Raw genomic sequence first — 12,682 nt, 5'->3', positions numbered from 1 at the left:
AAGGCTGCGATCTTTTTCAGGCGCCCCCGACTGCATCGTCGCAATCGTCCTGCAACTGCTCCCACAACTCGGCGGCACCGGGAAACTCCGTGCCGTCATCGGCGCTCAGATCATCCGGGTCATAGCGACTCAAACAGCCCTCACCCAATGTGGCGGGTGCTTTGGAAGTGGCTTTGTCCAATGGATCGGCCATGGTCATGTTCTCAGTGCAAAAAACGGCGAAGGGCCTGAAGCGATTGAACGCCCAGGCCCTTCGAATTTCAACCGTATGGCTATCAGAACACCACGGTTTTGTTGCCATGCACCAGCACCCGGTCTTCCAGGTGATAACGCAGACCACGGGCCAGCACCATTTTCTCGACGTCACGACCGAAGCGCACCATGTCTTCAATACTGTCGCTGTGACTCACGCGTACGACGTCTTGCTCGATGATCGGACCGGCGTCCAGCTCTTCGGTGACATAGTGGCAAGTGGCGCCGATCAACTTCACACCGCGCATCGAAGCCTGGTGATACGGCTTGGCACCGACGAACGACGGCAAGAAGCTGTGGTGAATATTGATGACTTTATGAGCATATTCGCTGCACAACTCGGGCGGCAGAATCTGCATGTAACGGGCAAGTACCACCACTTCCGCTTCGTGCTGTTTGACCAGGCGCGAGACTTCGGCGAAGGCCGGCTCCTTGTTCTGTGGGTTGACCGGAACATGGTAGTAAGGAATACCGTGCCACTCGACCATGCTGCGCAAATCATCATGGTTGGAAATCACGCAGGTGATTTCACAGTCCAGTTCGTCACTGTGCCAGCGGTGCAGCAAGTCGGCCAGACAGTGAGATTCACGGCTGGCCATCAACACCACGCGTTTCTTCTGCTCGGTGTCGGTGATGCGCCAATCCATCGAGAACTCTTCGGCAATCGGTGCAAACGCTTCACGAAAGGCTTCGATACCGAAAGGTAGCGAATCGGCACGAATTTCGTGACGCATGAAGAACCAGCCACTGAGATTATCCGAGTGATGGCTCGCTTCAGTGATCCAGCCATTATGTGACGCCAGAAAGTTACTGACTTTAGCAACGATGCCGACGCGGTCCGGGCAAGCAATCACCAGCCGAAAAGTGCGCATGAGGGGGAAACTCCAGAACTTCGCAAAGGCCGCCATTCTAGCGATTGCGCAGCAAAACTGCAGTATTGATGACGTATGGCCTTGCCCGCAGGTCCGGTACAGGTGCTGCAAGCACACGCGGCCCCACGCGATGGTGTTCTTGCGGGCAATCTTCAAGAGGTCAACTGAGAATATTTGTGACTCTATTTAACTGTCACTCCAATGTGTGTCCTGTTCCGCAACTAATTTAAATAAAACTCCGGTTAAATGTTTACTTGATGAAACACCCTGACTATTATTGTCGCACTGTCACCTGCCATCCCAGCGCCCCAACATAAGGTAGTCCTCATGTCCTTGATCAACGAATATCGCGCCACCGAAGAAGCTATCAAAGAGCTGCAAGCCCGTTTGAAGAATCTGTCCCAAGACGACAAACTGCAAACCGAGCTGGAATTCGAAGGCAAACTGCGCACCCTGATGGGCGAATACTCCAAATCCCTGCGCGACATCATCGCGCTGTTGGATCCAGAGTCCAAAACCAAGGCTCCACGTGGCGGCGCAGTAAAAACTACTGGCACCAAGCGTGCTCGCAAAGTTAAACAATACAAAAACCCGCACAATGGCGAAGTCATCGAAACCAAAGGTGGCAACCACAAGACTCTGAAAGAGTGGAAAGCCAAGTGGGGCGGTGATGTGGTTGAAGGTTGGGCTACCCTGCTGGGCTAAGCCGCAAGCGTGTCGCAGACTGATCCGCGACCAAAAGAACGCCAGCAAATGCTGGCGTTTTTTTATGCCTGAAATTCAAGCGCCGATTATTTTCGTTTTCAAAGATTCAAACGTTTGCGTAATACCTGGACATGATTTTTCCATTCATCCAGAACCTCTCGCTGAAACGATGTAGCACTAGTCGTCAATTGAGCCGCCTCCAGAAAACTATCCAGCGTATTTGGCGCGCCCCACTCAGGTGCACACAAACGTTTCTGACAGAATATTCGCCAGCGTTCTTGCTCTTCCAGGCTCAACGTATCGGGAAAGTTGCGTGCGCGATAACGAAACAATAATTCAGGCAAACGTTCATCATCGAAAGGCCACTGCTCTTGTGCTAATTGCGCAGGGTCGGCAGCTCTGACTTGCTCACATAGACGCCGGTCCCGATCACCGATAAAACCGTCGTATAACTGTTGCTCGGGGTCTTGGCTCGGAGAGAAATCGTCGCTGGCGTAAATGTCTGCCACTTTATCTCGCCAAACTTGTTGTGCGTCACTTAGCCGCAGCGCCCGCTCCTGATAAAGCGCCATATCCAGCCCCAGACGCTGCTGATCTACAGGACGGAGTACCGATAACGGCGCCACTACCGGGCACTTGTTTATGTGTATGAGCTTGAGCGGCACCGGCAGTTCGCCTTCGGCCAAGTCATCACGGCGGGTATAAAGCCGCTGACGCAAGGTTTCGGCATCCAGATCAAGCAGCCCCTGAGGGTCCAGGTGCAGGTCACAGACAATCAGCGCGTTGCGATTACGTGGATGCCAGGCCAATGGCAGTACCACACCCACATAGTTGCGGGCCGCCGAAAAGCGCCCGGAAATATGCACCATCGGCTGCAACAGCCGAATTTGATCCATGACCTTTTGTTTACTGCGCAGTTGAAACAGCCAGTCATATAACTTCGGCTGTTTTTCCCGAATCAGGCGCGCCAAAGCGATAGTGGCGCGCACATCCGACAGCGCCTCGTGCGCATGCCCATGATCGATACCATTGGCGGCAGTCAGACGTTCGAGTTTGAGCGTGACCCGCCCCTCGTCGTCCCTGGGCCAGACGAGGCCATCGGGACGCAAGGCATAAGCCGCGCGCACCACATCGATCAAGTCCCAGCGGCTGTTGCCGCCCTGCCACTCCCGTGCATAAGGATCGAAAAAATTTCGATACAGGCTGTAACGGGTCATCTCGTCGTCAAAACGCAGCGTGTTGTATCCGGCCCCACAGGTGCCGGGCGCCGCGAGCTGGGCATGAACCCGAGTCATGAAATCGGCTTCGCTCAAACCTTGTTCGGCCAGACGCGTGGGCGTAATACCGGTGATCGCACACGCCGCCGGATGCGGCAGGATGTCGTCACTGGGCTGGCAATAAAGGTTGACCGGTTCGTCTATTTCATTGAGATCGAAGTCGGTGCGAATCCCCGCCACTTGCAGCGGACGGTCGCAACGGGGGTTGATGCCAGTGGTTTCATAGTCGTACCAGAAGATCGAGGTCACGGGCTGTTCCTGAACTGAAGACCGGCAAAGTCTAGGCGCACACACGGCGCCCCGACCAGCAATCTGTTATTCAAACATCTCTGGCCACGCACCGTGCAATACATAGTTATGTCGTTTTCCCCCGAGAGGCTGCTAGCATCCGACGGACCAGGCCACATCAAGGTTGCCCATGCTCGACACCACAGCACTGCCAGGGAAAGCGACGCTGTCCCGGCCACTGGACACGCGGTATCACGTCGAAACGCCCGAAGGCATCGACTTGCCGCTGCGCCCGGCCGGGTTGATGGTACGTGCGCTGGCGTTCGCCATCGACCTGGGCCTGCGCGGGATGATGCTGGGCCTGCTGTTCATTGTGTTGGCGTTTCTCGGAAAACTCGGCGCCGGGCTGGGTTCGATTCTGCTGTTCGTGGTGAGCTGGTGGTACATGGTGCTGTTCGAGGTGCTCAATCAGGGCCGCTCGCCGGGCAAGCAATGGATGGGATTGCGCGTGGTGCATGACGATGGCACGCCGATCGGCTGGTCCGCGTCCTTGCTGCGCAACCTGCTGCGATTTGTCGACATGTTGCCATTCGGCTACTTTCTCGGAGCAATCAGCTGCCTGCAACATCCCACCTTCAAACGCCTCGGCGACCTGGCCGCCGGTACGCTGGTGATCTACCGCGAACAACCGCTCACCCGCCCGCAACTGCCCGATGTCCCGCCACGGCGCGCAGCCTTCACCCTGACGCTGACCGAGCAGCGCGCCATCCTCGGGTTTGCCGAGCGCCAGGGTGAACTCTCCGAAGCACGGGCCAACGAGCTCGCCTCGATACTCGCGCAACCGTTGCAGGTATCGAAGCCGCAGGCGGTGGCCGAACTCAACGGCATCGCCCGCGGACTGTTGGGACCCACATGAAGCAAAGCCTTTTCGAAAGTCGCCACAGTGCCGAATGGGAGCAGTTTGCACTCATGCTTGAACGGCTGGAACGCGGCAAGGACGCCTCTGGAGTCGCCAGTTTCCCCAGTGATTACCGACGGCTCTGCCAACACCTGGCCCTGGCTCAGGAGCGCGGCTATAGCAGTTTCCTGATCGATTCATTGCAGCAGCAGGTCCTGCGCGGGCATCAACAGCTTTATCGGCATCGCAGTCGACTGGGTGTAAACGTGTTGAGTTTCATCCTCGCCGATTTTCCGCGACTGGTGCGTGAGCAGTGGCGTTTCGTGCTTGCCGCCAGCCTGATGTTTTTTGGCAGCCTGATCGGCTTCGCGTTGCTGGTGTATCTGTTCCCCGACCTGATCTACAACCTGATCCCGGCCGAGCAAGTCAGTGAGATGCAAAGCATGTATGACCCCGTCGCCGGCCATTTGGGACGTTCGGCCGAACGGGCGGCCAGTGAAAACTGGGTGATGTTCGGTTACTACATCATGCACAACATCGGCATCGCTTTTCAGACCTTCGCCAGCGGTTTGCTGTTTGGCCTGGGCAGCGCGTTTTTCCTGTTCTTCAACGGGTTGATGATCGGTGCGGTGGCCGGGCACCTGACGCACATCGGCTATGGCCAAACCTTCTGGTCGTTCGTGATCGGCCATGGCGCCTTCGAACTGAGCGCCATAGCCCTGGCCGGCGCCGCAGGCTTGCAACTGGGCTGGGCCTTGATCGCGCCGGGGCGTTTGCCTCGCACCGAAGCCCTGCAACTGGCGGCGCGCAAGAGCGTGTTGCTGATTTGCGGGGTCATGCTGTTTCTACTGATTGCGGCGTTTATCGAAGCCTACTGGTCGGCGCGGACCGGGCTCGCGCCGCTGACCAAATACCTGGTCGGCGCGGCGCTCTGGTTGTTGGTGGCGACTTATCTGCTGTTTGCCGGACGGACTCGTCATGCGCCTGAGTGATGCCAGTGTGGTGATCCGCCCGCGCACGACCTGGGAAGCCATGGACCTGGGAGTGCTGCTGAGTCAGCGCCATCGACGCTTGTTGATGACCAGTTGGGCCATCGTGACCTTGCCGATCTTCGCTCTACTCACCTTGCTCTTGTGGGATTCACCCTCCCTCGCCGTGTTTCTGTTCTGGTGGCTCAAACCGGCGTTCGATCGGCTGCCGCTGTACATCCTGTCCAAAGCCATGTTCGGCGAAACGCCCACACTGAAGCAGGCTCTGCGCCAATGGCCGCGTCTGCTCAAACCGCAATTGCTGGCCAGCCTGACCTGGCGCCGCCTGAGCCTGAGCCGCAGTTTTCTGATGCCGGTGGTGCAACTCGAAGGTCTGGCGGGGGAAGCACGCCAACAACGTTTGCGCGTGCTGCTGCAGCGCAACGCGGGTGCCGCCCAATGGCTGACGATCATTGGCGTGCATCTGGAAACCGCGCTGTGGATCGGCTTGATGGTGCTGTTCTACATGCTCTTGCCGCAACAGGTCGAACTCGACTGGGGCTGGCAGACCTTGATTACCGCCGCCACCCAAGACTGGCGCTGGCTGGAACACCTGACCAATACCTTTTACGTTCTGGTGCTGATTGTCTGGGAACCGATCTATGTGGCCTGCGGTTTCAGCCTTTATCTGAACCGGCGCACGCGGCTGGAAGCCTGGGATATCGAGCTGGTGTTCCGTCGGTTGCGCCAGCGCTTGACCAGCACGGTCGTCACGCTGCTGCTGGCCGCGATGCTGCTGGTGCCGACGGCGCAGAATGGCTGGGCCGCCGAACCGAATACTTCACCGGAATCTGCCCGCCTGTTGGAGCAACCACTGACCAGTCAGGCGTCTCGGGACAGCATCAAGGCCATCCTTGATCAGCCCCCCTTCAAGAACAAGGAAACGGTCACGCGCTATCGTTTTGGCGAAGACAAACCCGCCGCCAACAACGCGGACGAAGGTCAAACACCCGCCTGGCTGAAGGCGCTGTTCAGCTTGCTGGACAGCCAACGCTTTGGCGTATTGGCCAACCTGATCGAAGTGTTGCTGTGGGGCACAGTGATCGGCGCCATTGGGCTATTGATCTGGCGTTACCGCGACTGGCTGCAGGCCTTTGTCAGCCGTCGACCCACGTCAAATCGTAAAGTCCCGCGGCCATTACCGCAGCAGGCGTTCGGCCTGGACCTCAATCGCGAAACCCTGCCTGCCGACATCGCAGCCAGCGCCGAAAGCCTCTGGCAGACCCATCCCCGTGAAGCCCTCGGGTTGCTCTATCGCGCCCTGCTCAGCCACTTGCTGCACGACTTCAACATGGCACTCAAACCCGCCGACACCGAAGGCGAAGTTCTTCTACGGGTCGAACAACTGCAACAACCTGCCTTGCTGGCCTTCAGTAAAAACCTTACCCGGCACTGGCAGAACATGGCCTACGGGCATCGCCTGCCACCGGCGCATTTGCAGCAGGAACTCTGTGACGGCTGGCGCGCGTTATTCGGCCCCGGAGCGGCCCGTTGAACCGGCGTTTGTGGCTTTCGGCCGGTGCGTTCATCGCCCTGCTCGTGTGTGCGCTGAGTGTTTACCTGTATTTCAAGGCCATGCCCTATCAGGCAGAAATCGATCACGGCCCCTCCCCCGAAGCCCAGGCCAACCCCTATCTGGCGGCCGAGCATTTTCTGCGTAAACAGGGCCTGACTGTCAGCCACGCCAACAGCCTCGACATCTTGCCGACGCTCGAGCCTCACCAGCACAGTTTGTTGTTGCTCGGCGATCGGTCGAACATGTCGCCGCGACAGGTGGATCAGGTGTTGAACTGGACCCGGGCCGGTGGACGTCTTTTGTTCGTCGCCGAAGCCCTGTGGGATGAGAAGACCGGTCAGAGCAATGACCTGCTGCTCGATCGGGTGCAGGTGCACCAGTCCCTGAGCAAAGACCTCAAGGAACCGCCGCCCGATCCTGAAGACGACCCCTACCCGAAACTGACCAAGCTGTACCTGGAAAACGAAGAGGCGCCGGCCTACGTCAGCTTCGATACCGCGTTCCATCTCGACGACCCGAAAAACCTCGCCCAGGCCTGGGCCAACAGCGGCAAGGCCACGCACATGATGCAGCTGACTCACGGGCTGGGTTCGATCACCGTGGTCACCGACGCCGACCTCTGGAAAACCCCGGCCATCGACCAGTACGATAACGCCTGGCTGCTGTGGTACCTGACGGCCGACACAGGCGTGACCCTGCTATTCAATACTGATCACGACAGTCTGCCGACCTTGCTGTGGCGCAACTTTCCACAAGCACTGGTGGCCCTGATTGCCTTGATCGCCTTGGGGTTCTGGCACGTCGGCGTGCGCAACGGCCCATTGCTCGAACCTGCCCCGAGGGCACGTCGTCAACTTCAGGAACACCTGCGTGCCAGCGCCGATTTCATGCTGCGTCGCAACGGCCAGCACAGCTTGTTGCAAGGCTTGCAACAAGACATCCTGCGTCGTGTCCGTCACCGTCATCCCGGTTTTGAACAACTCGGCGTTGCCGAACAATGGCTGGTGCTCGCACGCCTGACTGGCCAACCCACACGCGTCATCAGCCAGGCCATGAGCCCGCGAGCGAAGCAGCGGCTGCCCAGCGCTGAATTCTGCCGTCAGGTCGCCCAGCTGCAAACCTTGAGGAATGCCTTATGAGTGAACAGATCGAGCCCGGCACACAGACCCACGCCGCCCAGCAGCGCCAGCGCGCCAGTCAGTTGGCCCAAGCGATAAGAACGGAATTGCAAAAAGCCGTGATCGGCCAGAACAGCGTGATCGACGACGTGCTCACTGCCCTGATCGCTGGCGGCCATGTGCTGCTCGAAGGCGTGCCGGGGTTGGGCAAGACGTTACTGGTGCGCGCCCTCGCCCGCTGCTTCGGCGGTGAGTTCGCGCGCATCCAGTTCACCCCGGACCTGATGCCCAGTGATGTTACCGGGCACGCGGTGTACGACTTGCAAACCGAGCAATTCAAACTGCGCAAAGGCCCGCTGTTTACCAACCTGCTGCTGGCCGACGAGATCAACCGCGCCCCGGCGAAAACCCAGGCGGCGCTGCTCGAAGCCATGCAGGAACGCCAGGTCACCCTCGAAGGCCGCGCCCTGCCGATCGCGCAACCGTTCATGGTGCTCGCCACGCAAAACCCCATCGAACAGGAAGGCACTTATCCGTTGCCGGAAGCCGAGCTCGACCGCTTCATGCTCAAGGTGCGCATGGACTACCCCGATGCCGAGCAGGAATTGAACATGGTGCGCCAGGTCAGCCGCTCGACCCGCGCCGACATGCTCGACGTGCAACCGTTGCGCACCGTGTTGCAAGCCAAGGACGTGCTGGCCTTGCAACGCATTGCCAGTGATCTGTCCATGGACGATCAGGTACTCGATTACGCCGTGCGCCTGGCCCGCACCACCCGAACCTGGCCGGGGTTGACCCTCGGCGCCGGGCCACGCGCTTCAATCGCGCTGGTACGTTGCGCCCGCGCCCGGGCCTTGTTGCGCGGCGGCGAATTTGTGATTCCCGATGACATCAAGGGTTGCGCGCTGTCGGTGTTGCGCCACCGTGTGCGGATTGCCCCGGAACTGGACATCGAAGGGCTGGAAGTGGATCAGGTACTCCGGCAGTTGCTCGACCAAGTGCCGGCACCGCGCCTGTGACCACTGTCATGCGACGCCTCCTTGTAGCGAGGGAGCTTGCTCCCGCTGGGTTGCGAAGCAGCCCCAAAAGCAGTCAACGCGTACTGTCAGCTAGAACGCGTCAACCCGTTCTACGACTGCTTCGCAGCCGAGCGGGAGCAAGCTCCCTCGCCACAAAAGGTGTGCGCTGATGAAGCCTTCTCGCCTTCTCCTGATCTGGCTCGCGGCCCTGCTAGCCATCGGCATCGTGCTAGGCACGTTGCGAGCCTTGGACATCGCCATTCCATCCAGCCTGTTATCGATCAACTGGGGATTGCTCCTGGCGCTGCTGGCCCTGGCGATACTCGACGCCATCCGCCTCAAACGACTGCCCTCGCCTCGTGTGCAACGGCATATGCCCGGCAGCCTGGCGCTCGGTCGATGGGGCGAAGTACGGCTGGAGGTCGAGCATGATCTTGCCCAGCCCTTGAGCATTCAGCTCTTCGACCACGTGCCGCACGGCCTGGACTTCGAACACCTTCCATTGTCCGTCGAACTGCAACCCGGCCAACAGAGCCAGATCGGCTATCGCCTACGCCCACTCAAGCGCGGCCACTTCACCGTCGACCACTGCGAAATCAGCCTGCCGAGTCCTATGGGCCTATGGTCAGGCAAACGTTTACTGAACGTAGTCGACAACACCCGTGTCTACCCCGACTTTGCCCGCCTCTACGGCGGCCAACTGCAGGCGGTGGATAACTGGCTCAGCCAGCTCGGCGTGCGCCAACGCCAGAGACGCGGTCTGGGTCTGGAGTTTCATCAACTGCGCGAATTCCGCGAAGGCGACAGCCTGCGTCAGATCGACTGGAAAGCTACGGCACGCCAGCGCACACCGATTGCCCGTGAGTATGAGGACGAGCGTGATCAGCAGATCATTTTCATGCTTGATTGTGGGCGGCGCATGCGCAGCCAGGACGGCGAACTTTCGCATTTCGATCACGCGCTCAATGCCTGCCTGTTGCTCAGCTACGTCGCGCTACGCCAGGGCGATGCGGTGGGCCTGAGCACCTTCGCCAGCCATCAGCCGCGCTACCTCGCCCCGGTCAAAGGCACTGGTCAACTCAACGTGTTACTCAACAGCGTTTACGATCTCGACAGCACACAATGCCCCGCCGACTATCTGGTCGCCGCCAACCAGTTATTGGCCAGACAAAAACGCCGGGCACTGGTGGTACTGGTGACCAACCTGAGGGATGAAGAAGACGAAGAATTGCTTGCCGCCGTCAAACGGCTGAGCCATCAGCATCGGGTGTTGGTGGGCAGCCTGCGCGAAGAGGTGCTCGACAGTCTGCGGCACGCGCCGGTACAAACATTGCCCGAGGCGCTGGCCTATTGCGGGATAGTGGATTATATGAATGTACGGGCAGAGCTCCATGAGCAGTTGAGTGCTCATGGTGTTCCCGTGCTGGATGCTCGGCCCTCAGAACTGGGGGCCGAGATGGTGACGCGGTATATGGGATGGAAAAAAGCTGGAACGATGTAATGGCCAATCCCATACAAAATAGTCATGTCACGATATGAATATAATGTGCGAGCACGTATGACTAGCTCCCACCCCAGAGTAATTACGAGAAGCAATCCCACCCAACAATCTGATAGCTCTATCACAAGGAATCAATCATGGACGAGGCAAAACTATTCGCTTCAGTGCTAACGCAGATCAATGAGAACCAACTGGCATTGCGTGCCGCTGTAGAGGAGCTATCGAATTGGGTGGCGCAGCAAGGGGCTGCCGAAACAGCGGATAACATCCGATGCGCCTTACAAACGCTAGATACAAACCAAGATTTTATCTCTTTGGCACTTATTTCTATCTCCACCGATTTTAAAAATTCACAGATTCCCAAAAAGCCTGATCTTAATGACTAGCTAACCTTCAATATTTGTAGTTTCTCCTAGGCATTACCCGATATTCCTGATCGTGTAGTAACGAGGGGGCAATAAGCTCTGCCATGTAAAAACTGACGTTAATGGCCGGTAATCTGCTTGTTGTCATCTCCCATCAGGCTTCGCGAATAACTGCGCTAATGACTACAGAATGAAGCGCCTCTGCCTACAAATATCAGCGACCCGTCTGATTGTGGGTGGTGTCCGTCCCGACATAAGGTTCTCCTGTCGCCGCCCTTTCGTTATTTCCGAATCGGTGGCAGCCCCAACAAGGAGTTAACCGTGATAACGCCCCGACCCAACCCACTCAAAACCACCTCCAGTTCGCCCTACAGCATCCTCGACTCGAGAAAACTCCACGAAGCTGCCGACAGGGCCCTCGATCACTATCTCAAACGGGAAAACACTAAACCGTGCTTTGCCGAAGAACGCACCACCGAGGAACGATCCATGAAGATGTTCACCGTCGTACCCGATGCAAACCCCGAAGCCCTCATCATCCAGACCTATGAAACCTTTTCTTCGGTGAGCCTTCTGCTGCTGGATCTGGCGGACAGCCTGGAAGACAAACAGCGGCATCTGGCGATGGCGATTTATCAGATGAGCGAGATGGGGTTGATGCTGGCGGAGCGGTCGCTGGATATCGAGCGGGCGATTAAGCCGGCCTAGCCTTTAAGTATTGGCCGTCTAGCCTGACACCATCGCGGGCAAGCCCGCTCCCACAGGGATCTTCGGTGAACACACAATAGGTGAACACCGCCGAAACTGTGGGAGCGGGCTTGCCCGCGATGGCAATAGTGAAAGCGCCGCAGCCTTCAAGCAGAGGCAGGCAACGGCTGAAAACTGAAGTACTGCTTCAACGCCTCGACCAGTTGCCCATATTCCGGTGGTGCCCGTTGCAGGCTGAAGCCGGCGTCATAGTGGTGGGGGGTTGCGTCCTCGTGGCACCACAGGCAGCAGGCATTGAGGTCGATCACCTGCTGACAATGGCCATCCATGGGGATTTTCAGGCGCAGATTAAAATCGGCGCCCACCATCATCGGCAACTGGCTGATCAACATCAGCCCGTCCTCGGACAGATTACCCAGAAAGCCGATGGGCTTGTCGGTGACGCTGTTGAACACTTTGAGAAAATACGGCAGTTGATGCCGCTCGATCCGGCGGTCAGTGAACATGCTGATTTCGCTACGCAAGGCCCTTAAGCAGGGCCGCACCAATACTTCGGAACGGGCCTGCTCTATTGTTTTATAGGCATCAGCCGCGCTCTCCCCGATCCTGGTGCGACAGTCCTTCCAACCGCTGTCGCTTACTGCTGCCGATCACAGGTGTTACCTCGAATTAGAGGCAAGACTCTAAACCGATCCATTGGACTATAGCTCACCGCTGTCGCATGACAATCAGAAGCGGGTTGGACGCACCGCCGCCGCGCTGCGGGTCGGGTAATGGCCCAGGCTCTGCAAGGTTTCCAGGCGGGCACGGGCGCGGTAGGCGTATTCGCTTTGCGGGTAAGAGGCCATGATGAACTGGTAAGTCTGCGCCGCATCGATAAACAGCTTCTGCCGTTCCAGACACTGGCCGCGCATCATCGACACTTCCGGCCACACATAAGGCCGCGCGCGGCTGGCACGCTCGACCTTGGACAGTTCGAGCATCACTTGCTCGCAATTGCCGCGCTCATAGGCGCTGTAGGCATTATTCAAATGATGGTTCATCGACCAACGGGTGCAGCCCGTGACACTGAGGGCACTAATGGCAAGGGCGGCAATGAGCACGAATCGCATGGGGGATCTCCTGTCTTGAGCTCTGTATCGACCCTTGGGCGGAAATCTTCAGGACGGTTTGTGCCGATTGTCGCGTTCAATAA

At 58.3% G+C, this 12,682-nt stretch carries 14 protein-coding genes; 9 read left to right on the top strand and 5 right to left on the bottom strand.

The genetic code is table 11. The annotated features are described in order from the left end of the window. Positions 1–16: 16 nt before the first annotated feature. Together IB250_RS09045 and purU are read right to left on the bottom strand one after the other, a co-directional pair. Entirely contained in the window at positions 17–193 is a 177-nt protein-coding gene (locus IB250_RS09045; protein WP_192343854.1) for a hypothetical protein, read from the bottom strand. An 82-nt stretch (positions 194–275) separates the two neighbouring features. Further along, positions 276–1,124, bottom strand: coding sequence for a formyltetrahydrofolate deformylase (gene purU, locus IB250_RS09040; protein WP_008072448.1), 849 nt, complete (start codon positions 1,122–1,124; stop codon positions 276–278). 327 nt (positions 1,125–1,451) lie between these two features. Between purU and mvaT the strand changes: the two genes are divergently transcribed. Continuing rightward, the gene (gene mvaT / locus IB250_RS09035; RefSeq protein WP_007933316.1) at positions 1,452–1,829 is read left to right on the top strand and encodes a histone-like nucleoid-structuring protein MvaT; all 378 of its coding nucleotides are present in this window, start codon (positions 1,452–1,454) and stop codon (positions 1,827–1,829) included. 98 nt (positions 1,830–1,927) lie between these two features. Here mvaT and sbcB read toward each other — a convergent pair whose 3' ends face one another. Beyond that, the gene (sbcB, locus tag IB250_RS09030) at positions 1,928–3,355 is read right to left on the bottom strand and encodes an exodeoxyribonuclease I (protein WP_192343853.1); all 1,428 of its coding nucleotides are present in this window, start codon (positions 3,353–3,355) and stop codon (positions 1,928–1,930) included. A gap of 169 nt (positions 3,356–3,524) precedes the next feature. On the opposite strand from sbcB, the gene IB250_RS09025 reads away from it, so the two are divergent. The 8 genes from IB250_RS09025 to IB250_RS08990 all read left to right on the top strand — a co-directional run bounded on the left by IB250_RS09025 (position 3,525) and on the right by IB250_RS08990 (position 11,487). Next, the gene (locus IB250_RS09025; protein WP_192343852.1) at positions 3,525–4,250 is read left to right on the top strand and encodes an RDD family protein; all 726 of its coding nucleotides are present in this window, start codon (positions 3,525–3,527) and stop codon (positions 4,248–4,250) included. After that, positions 4,247–5,224, top strand: coding sequence for a stage II sporulation protein M (locus IB250_RS09020; RefSeq protein WP_192343851.1), 978 nt, complete (start codon positions 4,247–4,249; stop codon positions 5,222–5,224). The genes IB250_RS09025 and IB250_RS09020 overlap by 4 nt, the downstream gene beginning before the upstream one ends. Next, positions 5,211–6,755, top strand: coding sequence for a DUF4129 domain-containing protein (locus tag IB250_RS09015; RefSeq protein WP_192343850.1), 1,545 nt, complete (start codon positions 5,211–5,213; stop codon positions 6,753–6,755). Before IB250_RS09020 ends, IB250_RS09015 begins: the two co-directional genes overlap by 14 nt. Then, entirely contained in the window at positions 6,752–7,915 is a 1,164-nt protein-coding gene (locus tag IB250_RS09010; protein WP_192343849.1) for a DUF4350 domain-containing protein, read from the top strand. Before IB250_RS09015 ends, IB250_RS09010 begins: the two co-directional genes overlap by 4 nt. After that, positions 7,912–8,913: an AAA family ATPase gene (locus IB250_RS09005; protein ID WP_192343848.1), complete on the top strand. Its 1,002-nt coding sequence runs from the start codon at positions 7,912–7,914 to the stop codon at positions 8,911–8,913. Before IB250_RS09010 ends, IB250_RS09005 begins: the two co-directional genes overlap by 4 nt. A gap of 169 nt (positions 8,914–9,082) precedes the next feature. Next, positions 9,083–10,414, top strand: a complete 1,332-nt coding sequence (locus IB250_RS09000) for a DUF58 domain-containing protein (RefSeq protein WP_192343847.1) — start codon at positions 9,083–9,085, stop codon at positions 10,412–10,414. A 137-nt stretch (positions 10,415–10,551) separates the two neighbouring features. Continuing rightward, on the top strand, positions 10,552–10,800 hold the full coding sequence (locus tag IB250_RS08995; RefSeq protein WP_192343846.1) for a hypothetical protein: 249 nt from the start codon (positions 10,552–10,554) through the stop codon (positions 10,798–10,800). A gap of 300 nt (positions 10,801–11,100) precedes the next feature. Beyond that, positions 11,101–11,487 (top strand): DUF6124 family protein, encoded by a 387-nt coding sequence (locus IB250_RS08990; RefSeq protein ID WP_123501359.1) that lies wholly within the window; start codon positions 11,101–11,103, stop codon positions 11,485–11,487. Between the two features lie 146 nt (positions 11,488–11,633). On the opposite strand, the gene IB250_RS08985 is transcribed toward IB250_RS08990, so the two are convergent. Then, positions 11,634–11,993 (bottom strand): PilZ domain-containing protein, encoded by a 360-nt coding sequence (locus IB250_RS08985; RefSeq protein ID WP_192343845.1) that lies wholly within the window; start codon positions 11,991–11,993, stop codon positions 11,634–11,636. Between the two features lie 222 nt (positions 11,994–12,215). After that, complete coding sequence (locus tag IB250_RS08980; RefSeq protein WP_192343844.1) at positions 12,216–12,599, bottom strand: tetratricopeptide repeat protein; 384 nt, start codon at positions 12,597–12,599, stop codon at positions 12,216–12,218. Between the last annotated feature and the right edge of the window lie 83 nt (positions 12,600–12,682).

It is taken from the genome of Pseudomonas sp. PDM09, assembly GCF_014852305.1.
In the GTDB taxonomy this organism is placed as follows: Bacteria; Pseudomonadota; Gammaproteobacteria; order Pseudomonadales; family Pseudomonadaceae; genus Aquipseudomonas.
Note: the sequence above shows the minus strand (reverse complement) of the source record. Positions and strands in the feature narration are given on the sequence as shown.